Origin of the sequence: Pedobacter kyonggii (genome assembly GCF_004310665.1) — a bacterium.
Classification (GTDB): Bacteria; Bacteroidota; Bacteroidia; order Sphingobacteriales; family Sphingobacteriaceae; genus Pedobacter; species Pedobacter kyonggii.
Map to the genome: position 1 here is coordinate 17,968 of NZ_SIXF01000040.1, position 22,511 is coordinate 40,478.

The 22,511-nt window shown below is 37.0% G+C and carries 20 protein-coding genes; 15 read left to right on the forward strand and 5 right to left on the reverse strand.

What is annotated here, in order from left to right; genetic code table 11:
* Positions 1-146: 146 nt before the first annotated feature.
* Complete coding sequence (locus tag EYS08_RS23425) at positions 147-6,536, forward strand: alpha-2-macroglobulin family protein (RefSeq protein ID WP_131032371.1); 6,390 nt, start codon at positions 147-149, stop codon at positions 6,534-6,536.
* A gap of 106 nt (positions 6,537-6,642) precedes the next feature.
* Here the strand turns inward: EYS08_RS23425 and EYS08_RS23430 are convergent, their stop codons facing one another.
* Both EYS08_RS23430 and EYS08_RS23435 read right to left on the reverse strand, forming a co-directional pair.
* Positions 6,643-7,317: a LytR/AlgR family response regulator transcription factor gene (locus tag EYS08_RS23430; protein ID WP_131032372.1), complete on the reverse strand. Its 675-nt coding sequence runs from the start codon at positions 7,315-7,317 to the stop codon at positions 6,643-6,645.
* A 316-nt stretch (positions 7,318-7,633) separates the two neighbouring features.
* A complete protein-coding gene (locus tag EYS08_RS23435; RefSeq protein WP_131032373.1) occupies positions 7,634-9,214 on the reverse strand; it encodes a sensor histidine kinase in 1,581 nt (526 codons plus the stop codon).
* A gap of 452 nt (positions 9,215-9,666) precedes the next feature.
* Here EYS08_RS23435 and EYS08_RS23440 point away from each other — a divergent pair, with 452 nt between their 5' ends.
* The 9 genes from EYS08_RS23440 to EYS08_RS23475 all read left to right on the forward strand — a co-directional run bounded on the left by EYS08_RS23440 (position 9,667) and on the right by EYS08_RS23475 (position 16,034).
* Complete coding sequence (locus EYS08_RS23440) at positions 9,667-10,014, forward strand: Spx/MgsR family RNA polymerase-binding regulatory protein (RefSeq protein WP_131032374.1); 348 nt, start codon at positions 9,667-9,669, stop codon at positions 10,012-10,014.
* A gap of 68 nt (positions 10,015-10,082) precedes the next feature.
* Positions 10,083-10,823 (forward strand): carboxypeptidase-like regulatory domain-containing protein, encoded by a 741-nt coding sequence (locus EYS08_RS23445; protein ID WP_131032375.1) that lies wholly within the window; start codon positions 10,083-10,085, stop codon positions 10,821-10,823.
* A 105-nt stretch (positions 10,824-10,928) separates the two neighbouring features.
* Positions 10,929-12,914, forward strand: a complete 1,986-nt coding sequence (locus EYS08_RS23450; protein ID WP_131032376.1) for a M1 family metallopeptidase — start codon at positions 10,929-10,931, stop codon at positions 12,912-12,914.
* A 121-nt stretch (positions 12,915-13,035) separates the two neighbouring features.
* Complete coding sequence (locus EYS08_RS23455) at positions 13,036-13,443, forward strand: RidA family protein (protein ID WP_131032377.1); 408 nt, start codon at positions 13,036-13,038, stop codon at positions 13,441-13,443.
* A 15-nt stretch (positions 13,444-13,458) separates the two neighbouring features.
* Positions 13,459-14,067, forward strand: a complete 609-nt coding sequence (locus EYS08_RS23460; protein WP_131032378.1) for a class I SAM-dependent methyltransferase — start codon at positions 13,459-13,461, stop codon at positions 14,065-14,067.
* 23 nt (positions 14,068-14,090) lie between these two features.
* Complete coding sequence (locus EYS08_RS23465; RefSeq protein ID WP_055910152.1) at positions 14,091-14,312, forward strand: VF530 family protein; 222 nt, start codon at positions 14,091-14,093, stop codon at positions 14,310-14,312.
* A 110-nt stretch (positions 14,313-14,422) separates the two neighbouring features.
* A complete protein-coding gene (locus EYS08_RS23470; protein WP_131032379.1) occupies positions 14,423-14,821 on the forward strand; it encodes a hypothetical protein in 399 nt (132 codons plus the stop codon).
* A gap of 78 nt (positions 14,822-14,899) precedes the next feature.
* Positions 14,900-15,058 carry a hypothetical protein gene (locus tag EYS08_RS25915; RefSeq protein ID WP_165456544.1) on the forward strand — a complete coding sequence of 53 codons (159 nt, stop codon included), beginning with the start codon at positions 14,900-14,902 and terminating at the stop codon, positions 15,056-15,058.
* Positions 15,059-15,575: 517 nt separating this feature from the next.
* A complete protein-coding gene (locus tag EYS08_RS23475; RefSeq protein ID WP_131032380.1) occupies positions 15,576-16,034 on the forward strand; it encodes a hypothetical protein in 459 nt (152 codons plus the stop codon).
* A 10-nt stretch (positions 16,035-16,044) separates the two neighbouring features.
* Here the strand turns inward: EYS08_RS23475 and EYS08_RS23480 are convergent, their stop codons facing one another.
* Positions 16,045-16,617: a rhodanese-like domain-containing protein gene (locus EYS08_RS23480; RefSeq protein ID WP_131032381.1), complete on the reverse strand. Its 573-nt coding sequence runs from the start codon at positions 16,615-16,617 to the stop codon at positions 16,045-16,047.
* Positions 16,618-16,634: 17 nt separating this feature from the next.
* Positions 16,635-17,540, reverse strand: coding sequence for a prohibitin family protein (locus EYS08_RS23485; protein WP_131032382.1), 906 nt, complete (start codon positions 17,538-17,540; stop codon positions 16,635-16,637).
* 576 nt (positions 17,541-18,116) lie between these two features.
* On the opposite strand from EYS08_RS23485, the gene rpsL reads away from it, so the two are divergent.
* The 5 genes from rpsL to EYS08_RS23510 all read left to right on the forward strand — a co-directional run bounded on the left by rpsL (position 18,117) and on the right by EYS08_RS23510 (position 22,049).
* Positions 18,117-18,530, forward strand: coding sequence for a 30S ribosomal protein S12 (gene rpsL / locus EYS08_RS23490; protein WP_029278631.1), 414 nt, complete (start codon positions 18,117-18,119; stop codon positions 18,528-18,530).
* Positions 18,531-18,547: 17 nt separating this feature from the next.
* Positions 18,548-19,015, forward strand: a complete 468-nt coding sequence (gene rpsG / locus EYS08_RS23495; protein WP_029278632.1) for a 30S ribosomal protein S7 — start codon at positions 18,548-18,550, stop codon at positions 19,013-19,015.
* 129 nt (positions 19,016-19,144) lie between these two features.
* On the forward strand, positions 19,145-21,259 hold the full coding sequence (gene fusA, locus EYS08_RS23500) for an elongation factor G (protein ID WP_131032383.1): 2,115 nt from the start codon (positions 19,145-19,147) through the stop codon (positions 21,257-21,259).
* A gap of 137 nt (positions 21,260-21,396) precedes the next feature.
* Entirely contained in the window at positions 21,397-21,702 is a 306-nt protein-coding gene (gene rpsJ, locus EYS08_RS23505) for a 30S ribosomal protein S10 (protein ID WP_008244591.1), read from the forward strand.
* A gap of 29 nt (positions 21,703-21,731) precedes the next feature.
* Complete coding sequence (locus EYS08_RS23510) at positions 21,732-22,049, forward strand: hypothetical protein (RefSeq protein WP_131032384.1); 318 nt, start codon at positions 21,732-21,734, stop codon at positions 22,047-22,049.
* A 180-nt stretch (positions 22,050-22,229) separates the two neighbouring features.
* Here EYS08_RS23510 and EYS08_RS26200 read toward each other — a convergent pair.
* On the reverse strand, positions 22,230-22,511 hold a 282-nt coding region (locus tag EYS08_RS26200), incomplete at its 5' end, for a hypothetical protein (RefSeq protein ID WP_208745913.1).

Below are 22,511 nucleotides of genomic sequence, written 5' to 3' on the forward strand. Positions count from 1 at the left end.
TGCTTCGAATGTTAAAAACCTTAATGTTTGTTACTTGTAACATTTAGTTCAGTTATTATTAGATTAGTATAATAATCAGATAAAATTTTAACCGCTTATGGAATTTTTACGTTCTGCCCATCTATATTAAAACGCAAAGCCATCTTATGAACATATCATTACGTATCTCCGCTTTATTTCTTTTTACCTTTTTGTTTTCCTTCGATGTTTCTGCTCAGCATAAATATACGCTGGCAGATTTTTACCAGGTTGACTCTCTTGCTAACCAAGCCAAACCCAAGGATGCCCTGGCTTTGATTGAAAAAATAAATCAAGCGGCACAAAAAGAGAACAATGCACCATTGCTGATCAAATCAGTTATCTACCGGATGATGTTTCAAAGCTATTTGGAAGAGAATGCCTTTGATAAAATTTTGGTTGGTCTGCGTACAGACATCAGCAATGCCAAACAGCCCGAAAAAAGCATTTTACAATCACTTTTAGCAGAAACCTATTGGAATTATTTGCAACAAAATAGGTGGCAGATTAGTCAGCGCACACAAGTGCAGGGCGATATTGGTAACGATATTAAAACCTGGAGCATTAAAAAACTTAGCGATGAAACGGTAAAATATTACCTGTTATCGTTAAAAGAAGTTCAGCTTTTGCAACAAACCAAAGTTGGTGTTTTGGATGCTGTTTTAGCGGGTGATAAAAATAATAGAATCTTTAGGCCTACATTATATGATTTGCTTGCACACCGTGCCATAGATGTTTTTAGCAATACACAAATTAACCTTACACAATATGATGATGACTTAATTGATATGAGCAATGCTGCTTGGTTTGGCAGCAGCCGGAATTTTTTGGCGATGGAACTCACAAATGATAGTACATTGTTTAAACCGCAAGCTTTGCAGTTGTTTAAAAACCTGATCAGGTTTCATCAAAACAGCAATAACTTTTCGGCATTGGCCGATGTTGATTTAAAACGCTTAAAATTTATACAACGAAATTTTAGTGGCGATAATCAGGAATTGTATAATAACGCTTTGATTAATTTAGCTGAACAAAGCACCCAAACCGAAGTTTATGCCGATATTTTATATGAACAGGCCCTTATGCATAAAAATGCGCAATTGCCTGTTGATACCAACAAACAGAATCTTTTAACATCCTTTGCTTTGGCCAAAAAAGCTGTTGAGGCCTATCCTAAAAGTATTGGTGCGCAAAATGCAGAAAATTTAATCAAGCAGATTAAAAGCAGCGAATTATCAATTAAAATAAAAGGATATATCCAGCCGGATAAACCTGCGCAGTTGTATTTATCATATAAAAATACAGATACAGTACATATTAGGCTGTTTAAAGCACCTGAACCTCAAAATGATTACGAACAGTTTAAAAACAAAGATGGCTTTTTAGCTTTTTTTAATCAGAATAAAGTAATCAAAAAATGGTTTGTCATAGTACCAAAAACCAGCGATTACCAAAGTCATACCTTAATTGATAAAATAGATGGTTTACCCTTTGGTAATTATACCTTGATTGCCCAAACCGTTAACCGCGAACAAAAAGATACCGTTTATAGCAATATTAATTTTAAGGTTACTGCAATGGCTGTAATCAACAGGCGCAATATTGAAAAACATGAATATTTTGTTAGCCAGCTTAGCAACGGTGCACCCTTGAAGAATGTTAAGATCCAGCAACAGCGATATGATTACAACAAGCGGAAATATATTAATGGCGATTTAATTACCACTAATGAAAATGGTTATGCAACTACAAATGAAACCGATGGGAATATGTCTTTTGCCGTGGCTACTTTTGGGAAAGACGAATTGAAAGTAAACATCAATAATTATAACAGCTATCGGGACGACGATGATAAAGAACGTGTGATTCTTTTTACTGACAGACCTATTTATCGGCCAGGGCAAACCATTTACTACAAGGGTATATGCTTGCAATCGAAAGATGGTAAAAATAAAATAGAAGTAAATAAAACACTTGAGGTTTTTTTTAATGATGCCAACGGTAAGGAAATAACCTCGACCAATGTAACGAGCAATGATTTTGGTACTTTTCAAGGATCTTTTAGCATCCCGATGGGGAAATTAAATGGCAGGATGGAAATTGAAACCGATTATGGCAGCATTAATGTACAGGTAGAAGAATATAAACGTCCCACCTTTGAAGTACTTTTTGATAAACCTAATCAGCGCTACAAACTGAACGACAGCATTAAAGTACAAGGTAAAGCCATCTCATTTTCAGGGTATTCCGTAAATAATGCAAAGGTAAATTATAAAGTTTTCCGCAGGGCGATGTACGATTACCGCCTAACCTACACACAGCGTAACGCTATTTATGGTTCAAAAATATATAGTGAAAGAAAACAGATTGCCATTGGCAAAACAAATACCAAATCAGGTGGCAAATTCGATATTACCTTTTTTGCAAAGGCCACCAATACCAAACAGAATTATAGCTTCGAAATTGAAACTGAGGTAACGGATTTAAATGGTGAAACCCGAACGAAAACCACAACGGTAAATGTGGGCCAAAAAGATATTAACCTTAATGTGAGTGCCGAACAGGTTATTTATGTAAGCAACAAAACCGATAGTATCCCATTCTGGGTAACCAATTTAAACAACGAACCCATTAAAGCGAATGTTAAGGCAGAATGGAGTTTGTTGCAAGCGCCATCCAGGTTAATGAACAAGAGCCCGTTTTATGCCGAAAACTATGCATTAAGTAAAGAGGAGTTTATTAAGCGTTTTCCTGATGAGGATTATAACAACGAACTCGAAGTAGCTAAATGGCCAATAAAATCGGTAGAATTAAAACAAAGCCCGACTGCTAAAAATGGTCGGGGAAGTTTAACCTTCAATCAAAAAAATCTAAAAGCGGGTTATTATAAAATCAATTTAATAGCCATAAACGAGCAGAACGATACCATTAAAGTAGATAAGTATTTAGTTATCTATAATGAAGCGCCTGTAACAATACAATCGAGTGTCGAATGGATTGCTCCTGAAGTAAGTGTAATTAAGCCGACTGAAAGTGCTGTTTTCCGCTTGGCAGGCTTAGCCGATAACAGCAGGGCTTATTATGAAGTTTATTATCGTGATAGTATAGCCGAAAAGGTATGGCTTAATTTATCGCGAAAACAAATTTTTGTTAAAATTAAACCAAAAGATAATTACGAGGATGGTTTTGCCGTACAGTTTACCATGGTACATCAAGGTATGATTTACAGTTCCATGCAGCAGATTAAAATTATAGATCCGAAAAAAGAATTAGATATCAGGTTTTTAACCTTTAGAAATAAACTTCAGCCTGGTGAAAAAGAAAGCTGGAAATTACAGATCAGTAATAAAAATGGCGAAAAGCAGATGGCCGAAATGGTGGCTACGCTATATGACGCAAGTTTGGACGACCTGAAAAGAATGGATTGGAATACGCAGTTGCCAACAGGCTTTAACTATTATTTTTACACTTGGAACTTCAAGGTAAATGATGTTGCAAACGCAGGTTATTTATGGTTTTTAAGGCCTAAAAATAACTATGGCGTAATTACACGTGGTTACGAGAATCTTAATTTATTCGGTTACAATTATTATGGCGGTTACAACAATGGTTACCGTAATTATATGAATAGTTTACAAAGGCCTAAAAGAAAGGGTTTATCTCCCGAAGCCGTTAAAAAACTGGCTGAATTGGAAAAAGGTAAATTAATTTATGGGGTGGTGTTCGATAGTCAGGGTGAGCCATTGCCGGGCGTACAGGTTAAATCAGGCAAAACAGTAACTACTACTAATGTTTTCGGCATTTACACTATTGATGCTAAAATAGGGGAGACACTGAATTTCGCTTTTATAGGGTATAAGACATATCCTGTAAAAATTAGCAATAAAAAACGGGTCGATGTAATATTGAAAGAGGATGGGCAAGCTTTAAATGAAGTAGTGGTTGTGGGCTATGGGTCGCAGAAAAAGGAGATGTCAACTGCTGCGATACAGATCAGAGGTTCAGCTACCTTGCAAGGGAAGGCCGCAGGATTAAGTGCCGCAGCTCCAACAGTTGAAATGTTAAGAGAGGAAGCAGTTGCGGTAGATGATGCTGGGACATATGATTTCGTAAGCATTAACAGCTATGACCCTAAAACTGGTTTAGAAATCGTAAATGGCAAGCCTGTCATCAAAAAAACTAACATTGCACCTCGTACCAACTTTAACGAACTCGCATTTTTTTATCCGCAATTGTTAACCGATGCTAAAGGCGAAATCAAGATCGAGTTTACTATTCCGCAAAGTTTAACACGCTATAAAATGATGGGTTTTGCACACACCAAAGATTTAAAAACCGCATCCATCACCAACGAATTGATTACCCAGAAACAATTGGCTATTTCCATTAATGCCCCACGTTTCTTCCGCGAAGGGGATACCATTTTATTAAGCGCCAAACTAAATAACCTGGCAGGCAAAAAACTTATCGGTAATGCCCGTTTAGAACTTACAGATGCCTTAACAGTTAAACCGATCCAGATTTTTGGAACAAACGAAAGAACCGAAAAAACTTTTGAAGTTGATGATGCAGGCAATACAGTTTTAAAATGGACATTAATTATTCCATCCGGCATTAGTGCCATTACCTATAAAGTTTTGGCCCAAAGCGGTAGGTTTAGCGATGGTGAAGAAAACACCATTCCTGTTTTGGCAAATGCCATGTTGGTTATTGAAAGTATGCCCATAAACGTGCGTGGTAATACCAGTAAAACTTTCGATTTTGAGAAGCTGGAGAAATCTGGTGCATCAAAAACCTTGCGCAACCAGAGCTTAACTTTCGAGTTTACCTCAAATCCTGTTTGGTACGCGGTACAGGCACTACCATATTTAATGGAATATCCATATGAGTGCGCTGAACAAACTTTTAGCCGGTTTTATGCCAATAGTTTTGCAACAGTGATTATTAACTCCTCACCAAAAATTAAAACCGTTTTCGAGCAATGGCAAAACACAAATAATGGCGAAGCCCTCTTATCTAACCTGGAGAAAAACCAGAAGCTCAAATCAATTTTGTTAGAAGAAACGCCTTGGGTACGTAATGCCGATAATGAAAACGAGCGTAAAAAACGTTTGGCCATACTTTTCGATTTAAATAGAATGACTTACGAGTTGAAAAACAACTTCGAAAAGTTAGAGAAAATGCAATTTAATAATGGAGCCTTTCCTTGGTTTAATGGCATGCAAGAGGATCGGTACATTACACAGCACATTGTTTTAGGAATGGGCCAGTTAAAAAAACTAAAACTGATTGATGAAAAAGATTATCCTAATTTTAATGTAATGCTTAACAAAGCCATTATTTATTTAGATGCACAGCTGATTAAAGATTATAAGGATGAAGTGAAAGGAAAACGTTTTGCCTATTTGCCCTTGCACTACCTATTCGCCAGAAGCTACACCAATAAAAAAAATAACAATGCAGATTTTTTAAAGGCCAAAGATTTCTATCTGAAAAAATTAATAGCGGGATGGAAAACCTTTGATACTTACCAGTTGGCACAAACCGCCTTGGTTTTAAATAGAAACAGCAATGAGGTAGAAGCCAAAAAAATCATTACGTTATTAAATCAAAGGGCTCAGCAAAATGATGAACTCGGTATGTACTGGGCTACAAATAAAGCTGGCTGGTGGTGGTACCAAAGCCCGATAGAAACACAGGCATTATTAATAGAGGCTTTCGACGAAGTGGCTAACGACGCCAAATCGGTAGAGGAAATGAAAATCTGGTTGCTTAAAAACAAACAGACCAACGATTGGAAAACAACCAAGGCCACAACGGCGGCGTGTTATGCATTGCTAATGAAAGGTGCCAACCTTCTTACAGAGAGCAATGAGCCTGAAATAACTATTGGCGGTCAAAAAATAGCATATTTGCAACAGCCTAATGCCGTAAAAGAAGCCGGAACGGGTTATCAAAAGTTAACTGTTGCAGGTAATGATGTTAGACCAGAAATGGGTAGGGTACAGGTTAAAAACAACAACAAAACGGTAGCCTGGGGCGCAATGTACTGGCAATATTTTGAGCAACTGGATAAAATAACCACTGCCAGTACTGGTGTTAAAATTAAAAAGCAATTGTTTATTCAAAAAGCCAGTAATAAAGGCGATATATTGACCCCATTAACTGAAACAAATATTTTAGCGCCTGGCGATTTATTAAAAGTGCGTATTGAAATTTATTGCGATCGGGATATGGAATATATTCATTTGAAAGATATGCGTTCATCGGGTTTTGAGCCTGTAAATGTTATCTCCAGATATAAATATCAGGATGGTTTAGGTTATTACGAAAGTACAAAAGATGCTTCAACCAATTTTTTTATCAGTTATATGCCAAAGGGGACCTATGTATTCGAATATCCACTACGGGTTACACATGCCGGAAATTTTTCAAATGGAATTACCAGCTTGCAAAGCATGTATGCACCAGAGTTTACTACCCATTCAGCAGGAATTAGGGTAAATGTAAAGCCTTAGTGTTTTGACCGTCACCCTGATCCGATAGCTATCGGATTTATTTCAGGGTCTAACTAACGAAGCACAAACCTCGCAGGTTTTTAAAACCTGTGAGGTTTAAATTGCATTAAGTAAGTTTAATATTGGTATAGGTTGCCCCGATAGGAATAATTTTTTCTCCAATCCAGATCTGGCTGCGGTCAAATTTGGATACTTTATTTTTAGCTACAATAAATGCCCGGTGACAGCGGATAAAATCTGCTTTTGGTAGCAGTTCGGCCAGATCGTTGATGGTAATCCTTGAACTTAAAAGTTTGTCTTTAAGTTGTATCTGCGTATAGTTTCCCGAAGCCTCTACATAAAGAATTTCGTCTAATTCTACCTTAATCTGCTCATAACCATCTTTTACGAAAATATATGCTGTTTTCGTTTCCTGTTTCTGGTTGCGGAGATTAAAGAGTTCCTGGGCTTTATTGCAAGCCTTTAAGAAACGGGAAAGTGAAAAAGGTTTTAGCAGATAATCTACAGCGTCGAGTTCAAAACTTTGTACTGCATGCTCCGTGTAGGCGGTGGTAAAAATAACCATTGGAGGCTTGCTCAAACTTTTTAAAAAATCGATACCACTAATATCTGGCATTTTGATATCCAAAAAAATTAAATCAACCTTGTTCTGCTGAAGATAGCTGATGGCTGCAAAGGCATCAGTAAAAGTTTGTTGCAATGTTACAAATGGAACTTTTGAGGCGTGAGATTTTATAATCTCTAGTGCAATCGGTTCATCATCTATAGCAATGGCAATCATTTTTGGTCTATTCTTTTATTTATGGCCTTTTGTTATATAATAACCTTCCATAAGGATTCTTCGTTATAATACAAATGATAAATTCTAAAAGTCAGGCGTCATTCCCGCGCAGGCGGGAATCTTAAAGCTAGGGCATTATGATTCCCAATCAAGCTGGTAATGACGAACCGCCTATATTTTCATCCCAAGCTAAGAACCAACCTTACATTAGCCAAGCTTTAATATTTACATCAATAATATGGTTTTTTATGAAATAATTTATTCTTAAATTCTTAGGATTTTACAAATAGGGGTTGACCATATAGCATGTAAGGAACTAATCCAATTGCAAAGTTAAATGAACAAAAAACTCATTGGCGCTTTCGCGGATGATTAATTCATGTTTTCCATAATAAAGTAATGATAAACGTTGTTTAACATTTTCAAGTCCGATGCCACTTTTTAATTTTTCCGGATCGTTATCTGCCTTAATGTAAATGCTATTACTTACATCAAAATACAAAGTTTTTTCTTTGGTTTGCAAGGTAATTTTAATGTACGAGGGCTGTTGCAAACTAATACCATGTTTAAATGCATTTTCGATAAATGGAATCAACAGCATCGGGGTAATCTGAAGGTTATTTAACTGCTCTTCAATATGCGTGTCGATCCTAATATCTGCAGAGCGAGAGGTACGCAGCTTTTGTAAATCAATATAATTGTTAAGGTATTCTACCTCTCGGGTTAATGAGATTTTATCCTGGGTATTTTCATGGAGCATAAAACGCATCATATCGCCCAGTTTCTGGATCCCTTCGCCCGTTCTTTCTGCATTTTCCTGCAAAGCTGTTCCAAATAGTGTATTTAAAGCGTTGAACAAAAAGTGTGGGTTGATCTGTGATTTTAAGAAATTAAGATTCGCATCCGATTTGCCCAACTCTGTTTTAAGCATTTGGATTTCACTGAGTTTTTCGAATTTATGCTTGTAAATATACCAGGCAGATGGAGTCGTAACGCAGATTAAGCATATGGCGTTCAAAATTAAAGTAATTGGTACCACTTCCCCATTGCGCATAAAAGGGATAAGAACCATCAACAGCAGTAATGAAATGATAATGGTTAAACCTACATTTCCCCAAAAATATCGGCCAAAACCTTTAAAATTCTTTCTAAGATTTGGAATAATGTAATAAATAGCGCAAAAAGCAAAGAAAATGTTCACTGGCGGTACAATTAGCCAAACGATCAATATTTCATAGTCTATCCTTACAGAAAATATAGCTGCAAAAATCATCAGTGTAATCAGCCAGATCCTGGTAGCGGTAAAAAGTTCTGAAATGATATTTTTATTAAAGCTTTTTAGAAATTGAATTCTATTTAACATTTCAAGACCACGCTCGTTAAAATATGCATAGGCATTAAAGATTAGATATAGAAAGAAAATATAGGTAAATGCCTCGCCAAAAAAGATCCCATAAGCGTTATCGATGTTATCATATTCTAACAGGCGGTAAGCTTGAGAATAAGTGTTAAAAACCATCCATGCAACAACGGAAAACGATGTGACTAAAATACTAAGAATGAGATTGAGCGTTACGTTTTTTTTATTTGCCAGTTGTGGCATGAAGCAAAAATTGAACAATAAAAAACTGATGTACAAAATGCTGATCTTAAATAATTCGGGGACAAAGTAATTTGACATTACACTATAATCAATCTGGCCTTCTTCAAAACGATAAGAATTGCCTCTGCTGTAAATAGTGGATGAACAGATGCTGATCAACGCCAGAATATATAGTGTTGTAGAAATCCAAAACTCAAGCTGGTTGATGTTTTTGGTTTTTATTGTTGATGGGTTGCCTGAAAGAATTACCATTTGTTTTAGTTTATACCACAATTTTACGAAGAGTATCGGCATCAATATTTAAAATGTGATGGATTGGCCAAAAAATGTGATGAATGAACAGGATTTTTAGGATTATTTGATTTTAAGATCGACTTTCTTTAGAGTTGTCAACTTTCATAGACCCACTCGCTAGAAAGTTGACAACTCTTGATTGATGTGTGAAGGCGTTCTCATCAAACTGTTATTGGATACAGGAATTGATTAAACGTTGAATTTGGTGTCGGATAGTAATATCCAACACCACGAAAAGAATCCTAATTCCATGTAGCCGTGCAGTCAGATGTTACCATCTGACTGGTAGTTGGATTGATACCCAACTGAATAATTAAGATTAGCGTCAAATAGAAATATCTGACACCACATCCAAATTTTATTATCTTTGAGACGGATTGTTGGCTTGGTTACCATCATCCATTTTACATTTTTCCATTTATCCTTCACTCGTTCAAAATTCAATAATTTATATGACCGTTTACGGAATTCCAAATTGCAATACAGTTAAAAAATCGCTCGATTGGTTAAAAGCACATCAGGTTGATTTTGAATTTCACGATTTCAAGAAAAAAGGCGTTACAACTGAAAAATTAAATGAATGGTGTAATACCTTCGGTTGGGAAACGGTATTAAACCGCAAAGGTTTAACCTGGAAGAAACTCACTAAAGAAGAGCAGGCTAAAATTGATAACCAAGATTTGGCGATAGCTTATTTAAAAGAAAATACCAGCGCAATAAAACGTCCGATTATTGAGCAGAACAACAAAGCCATATTAATTGGATTTGATGATGACAATTATTTAAAAACACTAACCTAATTCAATTGTTCTAATGTTAAAGTTTGTTAAATGCAGCTTTTAAATGTCGAACTAAGTTACTTTTGAGTATGTACAAACTGATTATTTTTCTATTGCTTGCCTTGCCAATTGGCATTTTTGCTCAAACGGTAACTACAGGTACGGTTTTCGATTATTCGAAAAAAACGCTTTCTCTTCCTGGTGTCAGTATCAGAAATCTGAACAGTAAAAAATCAACCAGTACAAATAAAGAGGGTAGGTATACCATTAGTGCCAATATTGGCGATCTTTTAGAGTTTTCTGCCGTTGGATATCATACCGATACACTGTACTTAACCAACCTATTAAATAGAACGATATACCTTCCGGTTAAGTCGAATAGCTTAAAAGATGTAGATATTACAGCAGTGCGGATGAATAGTCAGGTTACAGATGCAAAAGATCCGTTGGCTGAAAAATATACGCTACTGAGTACGGGCGGAAATTTAAATCGCAAGCGTATGAAAGATAAGGTTGGTGGTTTAAACCTAAATCTGGGTTATGGTAAATATAAAAGACAGCAGCGCAAAGAAGCCGATCTAGAAGAAAAAGAGATGTATCTCGAAGAGATTGATGAAAATTTTACCGCAAAAGCCATTACGGATATGACCAAGCTAGAGGGTGAAGAACTTAAAAATTTCATGATTATTTATCGCCCTTCGGTGGAGGCCGTAAAGGCAGAAAGGCCATACCGTTATGCTTATTATATTTCTCGTGCCTTTGTAGCATGGAAAAAATTAACCCCGCAAGAAAGAAAATTACAGGATCTACCCAAATTAAAAGCGAATTAATATTCGGTAGCATTATAAACCATCATTGGTAACATTATAACCACATATAAATCTATACGTGGTTATTTTTTATATTTACCGCCTGATTACAATCTTATTATTATCATGAAATTGACTAAACTAATAACTTTTTGTTTAGTTTGTTGCGTTTTTGCCTTTTCTGCATCGGCCCAACAAGCTACAACACCGGCGCCAGTTACCAATTATAACCCTGTTGAAGCCTTTGGCCCACTATTTTATACACAAAACGGGAATGAATTCCGCTCTGCAATTGGGGCGCCCGGGCCAAAATATTGGCAGAACCGCGTTGATTACAACATTACCGCTAGTCTCGATGAAACAAAAAACATGGTTACGGGTACCGTTAACATTACCTACAAAAATAATAGTCCCGATAAATTGCCCTATTTATGGCTGCAATTAGACCAGAATACTTTTAAAGAAACTTCACGTGGCTATGCCATTACGCCAGCGCGTAGCCGTTATGGTGCACAAGGTGAAAAATTTGATGGGGGATATAAAATCCAGAATATCAGTGTTTCGCAAAAAGCTGCTGCTGTAAAATTTACTTCTTTGGTAGAAGATACACGCATGCAGATCCGTTTAGACCAACCAATGGCAGCCAATGGCGATATTGTAACGATTAAAATGGACTATTCTTTTATTGTACCAAAAGAAGGATCGGACAGAACAGGACATTTAACTACAAAAAATGGTGAAATTTTTGCCATTGCACAGTGGTTTCCGCGGATGTGTGTGTATGATGATGTAATTGGATGGAATACTTTGCCTTATTGGGGCGGCGGTGAGTTTTATTGCGAGTATGGCGATATTAATTTTGCCATTACCGCACCGGCAAGCCATATCGTAATGGGCTCGGGCGAATTGTTAAACCCTGCTGAAGTTTTTACCCCTGAGCAGTTAAAAAGATGGAACGCGGCTAAACTAAGCGATGCGACTGTACACATCCGTAGCGAGGCAGAAGTAACCGATCCGAAATCACGTCCGGCGAAAGACAAATTAACCTGGAGATTTAAAATCTTAAATGCACGCGATGCGGCCTGGGCTTCATCTAAATCTTTTGTATTAGATGCAGCAAGAATCAATTTGCCAAGCGGTAAAAAATCTCTGGCTGTTTCTGCACAACCTGTAGAAAGCAACGGTGTTGATGCATATGGCCGTGGGGTAGAATATGTGAAATCTTCCATTGAGCATTATTCTACAAAATGGTTCGAATATCCATATCCTATGGCGGTTAATGTAGCGACTAATATTGGCGGTATGGAATATCCTGGTATTGTGTTTTGTGGTTGGAAAGCTAAAAAAGCAGGCGCATGGGGCGTAATTGACCACGAATTCGGCCATACCTGGTTTCCAATGATTGTAGGATCTAACGAACGTAAATATGGTTGGATGGATGAAGGTTTTAATACTTTTATCAACGGCATTTCTAAGAAAAACTTCAACAATGGCGAATACGCTGGTCCTCCGGCTGATTTAAACCGAATTGGTAAAGCGCTTATTGGTAATCCGATTTACGAAAACATTATGCAGATGCCAGATGGTATGGCCGAAAGAAATATTGGAGTTAACCTTTACAGCAAACCTGGATGGGGCTTAGATATCTTGAGAAATCAGATTTTAGGTGAAGACCGTTTTGATTATGCTTTCCGTCAATATATTAAAAACTGGGCATTTAAACATCCAACCCCATTTGATTTCTTTCGTTCAATGGAGAATGGTGCAGGCGAAGATTTAGCCTGGTTCTGGAGAAGCTGGTGGTTAAACAACTGGAAAATGGATCAGGGTATTGCTGGTGTTGAGGCCATTAAGCAGGACGATAAATTGGTAGGTTATGCGATTAAAGTTGTAAACCTGGAGAAAATGCCAATGCCAATTATTCTGCATGTTAAAACCAAAAGCGGTAAAATGGATATTGTAAAAGTTCCGGTTGATGTTTGGATGAAAAACGCAACCTGGTTGGTACGTTACCCAACAACTGAAGAGATCGAGTCAGTTACTTTAGATCCTGATAAAGTATTGCCAGATTCGAATATGGATAATAATACCTGGACAGCTACAGGTAACTAAATTTAGCCTGAATAATTAATTATAGCCTCCTGACTTTAAAGATCAGGAGGCTTTTTATTGCAAACAACCGACGGTTTACTATTTCTTATCGAATAATTTAGCACCTGTTAATTTATAGCAAATGGAAAAACCTAATTTAGAAATTACTAACCCCGCAGGTATATACGATCCCCGTCCGCATGGATATTCTCACGTTGCTTCAGTTTCAGCCAATTCCTCACTTGTATTTGTTGCAGGCCAGGGTGGTAGCAGAACCGATGGCATACTGAGTGATGATTTCAGGACACAGGTAAGTATTGTATTCGAAAATATTGCTTTGGCTTTAAAAAGTAAGGGCTTAACTATGGCCAATATTGCAAAGCTCACCACATTGGTGGTAGATTATGATGAGGAGAAACATCATATCTTAATAGAAGAGTCTACTAAAATATGGCCAGATCTAAAATTTCCAGTGAATACACTCATTCCTGTACAGCGACTGGCTTTAAGTGGAATGCTGATTGAAATTGATGCCACAGCCATTGGCTAATTCAAAGACTTTAAGATGGAAAAAGGAGAACGCAAAAACGTTTATAAGGCTTACAATAAGATGGGTAAATGGTTTGCCGAAAACCGCTATGCTGGTTTAGAGGAGAAAACCTATTTGGACGATTTACTTAAGCGGGTGCCTTCAAATGCAATTATTTTAGATTTGGGCTGCGGCAACGGAAAACCTATATTGGAATATCTGATTAACCAAAAGGTAAACGTTCTCGGAATCGATGCCAGTACAACGATGCTAGAATTGGCCAGACTAAATTTTCCAGACACACAGTTTATGCTGAAGGATATGCGTAAACTTGATTTAGCTGAAAAATTCGATGCGATAGTTGCCTGGCATAGCTTTTTTCATCTCCCAGCAGCCGATCAGCCTGGTATGTTCAGTATTTTTAGGCATCACCTTAAACCAAATGGTGTTTTGTTGTTTACCTCGGGAACGGATAGAGGAGAGGTTTGGGGGATGAATGGTGGTGAAAACTTATTTCATGATTCTTTAGATACAGATGAATATCGATCATTGCTTGAATCCAATCATTTTGAAGTACTTAGCCATATAATAAACGATCCTGATTGTGGCGGCGCAAATGTTTGGATGGCGCAATATAAACCCTGATAAATTTGCCTTAACTTTGCAGCATGGCCGAACAGCAAAAAAACAATCCCTTACACGGTATTACTTTAGAAAAAATTGTAACCGATCTTCAGGTACACTATGGTTGGGAAAAACTGGGATCATTGATCAGGATTGATTGTTTTAATAATAATCAAACTATAAAATCGAGCTTAAAATTTTTAAGAAGAATGCCCTGGGCCCGTAAAAAGGTAGAAGAATTATATCTTGATACGTTTCATAAATGATTGAATTTTGAATGAGTTCGAGATCAAATCCAACTTAGTTCATTCAATAATTAACGCTCCTTGCAACCTTTATCAAAGCACACTCGTCATCCTGATCTAAACCCTATCAAATGAAAAATATTTTCTATTGTTTTTTGCTGATGCTTGTGCTGAGCAGCTGTGCTATTTCAACCATGACAACGTTCTATTCCATGTCGAAAGGCAAAATAGATGTTCCTAAAAAAGAAAGTTATAGTGTAGTGTACCAAGCCAAATTTGGCGATGGTTTAACAGCCGATGTGGCTTACACCAATGAAAGTGGAAAACAGACAGAACTAAAAGAAGTTAACAGTGCCTGGGAAAAGACCGTAAGCTTAAGATCAGGAACGCACGTTCAGCTTAAAACTTTTGCAACTGCTAAATCAGAATCAAGAGGTGAGTATAAAATCCTCGTAGATGGGAAAGTGGTTTCTGAGTATGTGCTGAACGGAAAAAAACTAAATTATACTTTCGCTTTCGACTTGCCTTAGTTCATAAAATCTTCATGTTGATTTTCGAGATTTAATAGACAAAATAACAAGGTTTATTCATCATTAATCAATTTGAAAATGAAAGCAATTAAAGTTTTAGTAATCACATTAGTAGCCGCTTTTACCATTAATACCGTAAGCGCTCAAACCACAACTCCGGCAAAAGCAGGTACAGTAAAATCGCAGACTAAAAAAGGTCATAAAAAACACCATCATAAAAAGCACACAAAAAAGTAGCTAAAGCTTAAAAAAAGGCTTTATCATATTTGTAATTTCATTCGAACTTGTTATGTTGAGCTTTCCGATTGCGATCGGGAATAAGTAGTCGAAACGTCTTGTGAGACATTTAAACAGACCCTTTCGCAGGCTACTATTGATAGATTTCAATAGAAAGGTCGTCATTGCGAGTCGGCTGAAAAGGCTTTCTCGCAATGACGATTCCTCGCAACCTATCACTGCAAAAAAAAACCGCTGTCATCTATATTGATTTATACAATAAATTAACCCTCAGGATGACAACTCTATATTTATGATACAGCTTGTTTTGTTTGTTGAACAAAATATTTTTTCTACCACAATTTCATTTAGTGTCTTATTCCTATGTAAATGGGTAATTTTAGTAGTAGGAAGATAAAGGATCGAACAAGACGTTAATTGTTCTGCTGGCCTAACATTTTGGGTTTTGCCAAGTGTTTTCTATATATAGGTGGATATTTGTAACTTCGGATCAATTAAGTCCTTATTTGAAACCTTTATGAAGAAAACTTTACCATTTATTCTTGCAATTTTACTAACCCTGTCTTTTTCTGCCTGTAAAAAAGGAGATATTAAAACCCTAAATAGTATTGGTTATGGATCATCATTTGGGATGTGTGTAGGCTATTGTTCCAATAATTTACTCATTAGCGACCTGAAACTTACTTTTTCTAAATCGAAAAACGGGCAAACAACTGATACTAAAACTTGTAGCAAAACAATTTCTGAAGCTGATATAAATGCAATTAAAAAAGAACTGGATTTGGAGAAGATTTCGGCCCTGCCAGAAGTAATTGGCTGCCCTGATTGTGCTGATGGAGGAGCAGAGTGGATTACTATTAATGCCGATGGCAAACAATATAAAATTACTTACGAGTATGGTAAAGCACCTAAAGAATTAGAAGCCGCAGTTGCGCGGTTAAAAGTACTTAGAGATAGCTTTAAGGATTGCAATTAAGTTTTAGCTTTTATCGTGCTTTAACAATAGTGCTTCTGGTTTCTGTTCCTTCAAAGGTTATTCTTTTATCCCGTGTGCTTACCAGTTCGGAGAGTTCATATACATTTCTATAACCATAGCCATATAGATTAATATAAGTAGGAATATTTAAGGCCAATGAAATTGGGGCTATTTTTTTCTTTATTAAAACAGGCACAACTATTTTACTGGCAAAATTTGCCTGGTCATCTATGAAATTATTATTGCAATAGATTAATATTTTGGTATCTGCATTTGGTATAATTCTTAACAGGTTTTGTTGTGTGAAATCGGAAAAATTTAAATGAATAGCACCCTTAACATGTTTGCGTTTAAATAGACTATCAGAACGTGTATCTAAAATAATGGTGCCTTTCTCTTCAGCTATTTTTAAGAATGTTGGTAAATCTACGAGCCTACCTTTACGATGGGCTTTAACCTCAGGTATGAGTTTTTCGTAAGCATCAAAATCTACATTGGCCTTTCTTTTAATAGTTGAAGAGGTTTGTGCATTACATAGGTATGCGATGCTACAGAATATGATGGTGATGATTTTTGTTTTCATTTTAGAACACTTGAATATTAATTTCCACCTAAAATAATTGGTGCACTTTTGCCATTACCCATAATAATAACTTTGGTATTGGCCGATTTTGCAATCTCTTTTTGAGCCAATATAGATTCGTATTGGAGCTGGCGATCGCTTAAGCCTGTAGAAAGAATGCGTTGGTAATCGGCAATTCCTTGCGCTTCCACTCTTTTACGTTCAGCTTCCTGGCGTTCTTTTTGGAGCACAAAAGTCATTTTTTGTGCATCTTGTTCTGCGTTTATTTTTGATTCGATACTTGCTTTTACCGATGCAGGTAAAGTGATGTTACGCACCAAAAGTTGTTCTAGTTCTAAACCTCTTTTGGCAAAGCTTTTTTCGATGGTACTAAATATTTTCGATTGAAATTCATCCCGCTTGCTTGAATACAATGCAACGGCATCGTAAGCAACTGCGTTATCGCGTATGGCGGTACGAGAAACCGGACGGACAATCTTTTCCAGATAGTCGGTTCCTATTTCCCGTAAAATATTTGGAGCGGCACTTCCTTTTACCCTGAATAGTACTGAAAGATCAATAATGACCTCCAGGCCATCTGCAGATAAAACACGTAAAGCATCATCCGTCTGTTTATTGCCTTCATCATGCACGCCAGACATGGTGTAGTTTTGGGTTTTAACATCAAAAGGCGTAATTACCGCAATAGGGTTAATTACGTTTAAACCACTATATAAAACGTCCTTATCTACTTTTCCAAAAACGGTTTTAACGCCAACCTGACCAGCATCAATAACTTTAAACACGGAAAAGGATAGGCCAATAATGACAAGCACCACCCCGATAATTTTGGTAATACTGCTGTAGCGGCCAATAACGTTATTTTGGTTTGATAACGCAAAACCAACAAAAATGATAATAATTCCGATGATACTTAAGAACATATAATTTAGATTTTTATTAAAGATAAAGTATTTAATACAATCTTTTATGAATTTATGACATGCATGATTTTAAGTCTTTTTTAAGCGTATGTAAAAAGGCTAGGGAAATAATATTCTTATAAAATGTTGAAATCAGACACTAATAGTTCTACCTGCTCTGCTAACTAAAACCTATATGCGTGGAATTGAGTCCTTCGCTAGCTTGTAGCTTTAGCTCCGAAGGAGTTCCTTTGGAACGGGGCCGAACCCAATCTAAGGGTGGCTGAAATTGCTTCCCAAATCACAGGTTATAATCATAAAAAGATGCTGTAATGGATTTAACGTTTAAGGTGAAAAAGATTACTTCACGCTATCGCCATTTCCCTGGCTTCGGTTCGCAATGATGATGACCGAGAAGACGAATCGCAACTGCTTAATTCTCAACTCCCAACTTAAAACTGCCAACTCAAAACTTTTTACGCTAACCCCTTGATTTTTAAAAAGAATTGTTCTACTTTTGCAGTCCGTTTTATGGGCTATCTGCAAGGATACCGGGGGAGCGGTAAATTTTTTAATAAAAAAACATAAAAAAGCACAATGCCAACCATTCAACAATTAGTTAGAAAAGGTAGAGTAGCACTGGAGTTCAAGAGTAAGTCTCCAGCGTTGGACAGCTGTCCACAGCGAAGAGGTGTATGTACACGTGTGTACACCACTACCCCTAAAAAACCAAACTCAGCAATGCGTAAAGTAGCCCGTGTTCGTTTAACGAACGGTAAAGAGGTGAATGCTTACATTCCAGGGGAAGGTCACAACTTACAGGAGCACTCAATCGTATTGATCCGTGGTGGTCGTGTTAAAGATTTACCAGGTGTACGTTACCACATCATCCGTGGTGCATTAGATACATCAGGTGTAGCTGGTCGTAACCAACGTCGTTCTAAATATGGTACTAAACGTCCTAAACCAGGACAGGTAGTTGCGGCACCAACAAAAGGTAAAAAGAAATAATCGGGAGGAAATAAGAAATGAGAAAGTCAAAACCAAAAAAGAGAATTATTCTTCCTGACCCAAAATTTAATGATGTTCAGGTAACTCGTTTTGTAAACAATATGATGTACGATGGAAAAAAATCTATCGCTTATTCAATTTTTTACGATGCTGTTGAAATTGCTGAGAAAAAAGCAGGTGAAAACGGTTTAGAGATCTTTAAACGTGCTTTAACTAACATTATGCCAGCTGTAGAGGTTAAATCTCGTCGTGTTGGTGGTGCTAACTTCCAGGTTCCAACTGAGGTTAGACCAGAGCGTAAAACAGCTTTAGGTATGAAATGGTTAATTTTATACGCTCGTAAACGTGGCGAAAAAACCATGAAAGAGAAATTAGCTGGTGAAATCGTAGCTGCTGCTAAAGGTGAAGGTGCTGCTGTTAAGAAGAAAGAAGATACGCACAAAATGGCTGAGGCTAACAAAGCGTTCTCTCACTTCAGATTCTAATTTAGGATTAACAGATTAGTAAGATTACACAGATTTAATTAGAAGATTATACTGATTAGATAAATTACACCGATTTGTTTTAACATAATCGGTGTAATCATTTAAGATCAGATAAATCAAAAACATAACATGGCAAGAGATTTAAAATTTACAAGAAATATTGGAATCGCGGCTCACATTGATGCGGGTAAAACTACAACAACTGAGCGTATTCTTTATTATGCTGGTGTAAGTCATAAAATTGGTGAAGTGCACGAAGGTGCTGCAACAATGGACTGGATGGCACAAGAGCAAGAGCGTGGTATCACGATCACTTCTGCTGCAACTACGGTTGAGTGGAAATACAGAGGTCAGGCTTACCACATGAACATTATCGATACACCAGGACACGTGGATTTTACCGTAGAGGTAAACCGTTCGTTACGTGTATTAGATGGTTTAGTGTTCTTGTTTTCTGCAGTTGATGGTGTTGAGCCTCAATCAGAAACCAACTGGCGTTTGGCTAACAACTATAATGTTGCCCGTATCGGTTTCGTTAACAAAATGGACCGTTCTGGAGCTGACTTCCTAAAAGTTGTTAAACAAGTTAAAGATATGTTAGGTAGTAATGCAGTTCCATTGCAATTACCTATCGGTGCTGAAGACGGATTTAAAGGTGTGGTTGATTTGATCAACAACCGTGGTATCGTTTGGAATGAGCATGATAAAGGTATGACCTTTACTGAAGTGCCAATCCCAGAAGATATGTTAGATGAGGTTGCTGAGTGGAGAGAGAAATTACTAGAATCAGTTGCTGATTATGATGAGTCTTTAATGGAGAAATTCTTTGAAGATCCAAACTCAATCACTGAGCGCGAAATTTTAGATGCTTTACGTGCAGCTGTTTTAGATGCTAAAATCGTTCCTATGGTTTGTGGTTCATCTTTCAAAAACAAAGGTGTTCAAACCATGTTGGATTACGTAATGGAATTATTGCCTTCACCTCTTGATTCAGAAGGTGTAACAGGTACTAACCCAGATACAGGTGCTGAAGTTTTATTAAAACCAAGTATCAATGAACCATTTGCAGCTTTAGCATTTAAAATTGCAACTGACCCGTTCGTAGGCCGTTTATGTTTTATCCGTGTTTACTCGGGTAACTTAGAAGCTGGTTCTTACGTGTATAACACACGTTCAGAAAGTAAAGAACGTATTTCCCGTATCTTCCAAATGCACGCTAACAAGCAAAACCCTGTGCCTAATGTGGCTGCTGGTGATATTGCTGCGGTAGTAGGATTTAAAGATATCAAAACTGGTGATACACTTTGTGAAGAGAAAAACCCAATCGTTCTTGAGTCTATGAACTTCCCTGAACCGGTTATCGGTTTAGCTATTGAGCCTAAAACTCAGGCTGACGTTGATAAATTAGGTATGGGCTTAGCTAAATTAGCTGAAGAAGATCCTACATTCAGAGTTCAAACTGATCAGGAAACTGGTCAAACGGTTATCTCTGGTATGGGTGAGTTACACTTAGATATTTTAATTGACCGTTTAAAACGCGAATTTAAAGTAGAGGTTAACCAAGGTGCACCACAGGTAGCTTATAAAGAAGCGATTTTTGGTAGTACTCAACACCGTGAAACTTATAAAAAACAATCTGGTGGTCGTGGTAAATTTGCCGATATCCAAGTTGTTATTTCACCAATTGATGCTGATTTCGAAAAAGGTGGTTTACAGTTCGTAAACGAAATTACAGGTGGTTCAATTCCACGTGAATTTATTCCTTCAGTAGAAAAAGGATTTGCTGCTGCAATGGCTAACGGTGTATTAGCTGGTTATCCGCTTCCTGATATGAAAGTACGTTTGATTGATGGTTCATTCCACGCAGTCGATTCAGATGCTTTATCATTCGAGCTTGCTGCCCGTATGGCATATCGTGAAGCTTTACCTAAATGTAAACCTACTTTGATGGAGCCAATCATGAAAATCGAAATCTTAACCCCTGAAGAAAACATGGGTGATGTTATCGGTGATATGAACCGTCGTCGTGGTCAATTATTAGGTATGGATACCCGTAATGGATCTCAAGTAATTAAAGCTACTGTGCCGCTTTCTGAAATGTTTGGTTATGTAACACAGTTACGTACAATCACTTCAGGCCGTGCAACTTCTACAATGGAATTTGACCACTATGAAGCTGCGCCTAAAAACGTACAGGATGAAGTCGTTGCTAAATCTAAAGGAAGAGTAAAATCTGAAGACTAATTAGTATTAAGATAAAAGTATCAAGTATCAAGATGGCTTATCGGTCTTGATACTTAATACTAAGTACTTGCTACTAAAAAGATAAATCCGGTTTCTGTTGTTAATAGCTCTAACAGGAAACCACAATTAAAAATAAGATGAGCCAAAGAATCAGAATTAAATTAAAATCTTACGATTACAACTTAGTAGATAAATCTGCTGAGAAAATCGTAAAAACTGTTAAGCCTACGGGTGCAGTTGTAAGTGGACCAATTCCACTTCCTACAGAGAAAAAAATCTTTACTGTTTTACGTTCTCCACACGTAAACAAAAAGGCTAGAGAGCAGTTCCAATTATGCGCTTACAAACGTTTATTGGATATTTATAGCTCTAACTCTAAAACAGTTGATGCTTTAATGAAACTTGAATTACCTAGCGGTGTTGAAGTTGAAATCAAAGTTTAATTGATTTTAAAAGAACAGAAAAGGTCTCGATGCAAATCGAGACCTTTTTTTATGCATATCCAAATTCTAAAACAAAAGCAGCGCTGGCTGGTTGTACTGATATGGCTAAGGAAGATAAAACGCACCAAGGATTACCAGTTGAAGGACAGGATTTTGCGGATCCTAAAGAAAAACTGAAAGAAACTCCATCTTCACATGGCGAAGTGGCCAATCAAAAGGACGGTGATTTTTCTGAATTGGAAGAAAGTAGAATGGAAAATCCACCAAAACACCGTGATGAAAATGGATCATCTAAAGATGATTTAGATAGTAGTACGCAGATTGATCAGAGTAAAGGTGTAAAGTAGCTGCAATTGATTGTAGTGGCGGTAAAATAAGATGAAGGGATTAACCTGAGTTCGATTAATATTTTCAGTAGATATCTGCTTTTTATCCCTTATAGGCTAGGCGTCGCGTCATGCTGAATTTATTTCAGCATCTTATTGGCAGGAAAGCCCCTGATCCCGAACCTTCGCATTAGCGTCAAGTTAAGCTGAAAATAGTTGGCTTAAATTAATTCTGTGGTTTCTTTTTTCATATTTACAGTACTTATCTATAATATCTCTGAACTGCTTTCTACCTGTAGCGATTACCTCTTTCATGTTCAATACAAAGAACTTTACACATTTGATCAAGCTAACGGAGCCTTTGGCATATCTGACAACTGGCAAAAATATTTTTTGCATAAACAGGCATATAAACATCAACAGGAGGTATATATTCGTGCTAATCCGTTTTTCATTGGTACAGCCATTATGTAGCAACTGCTG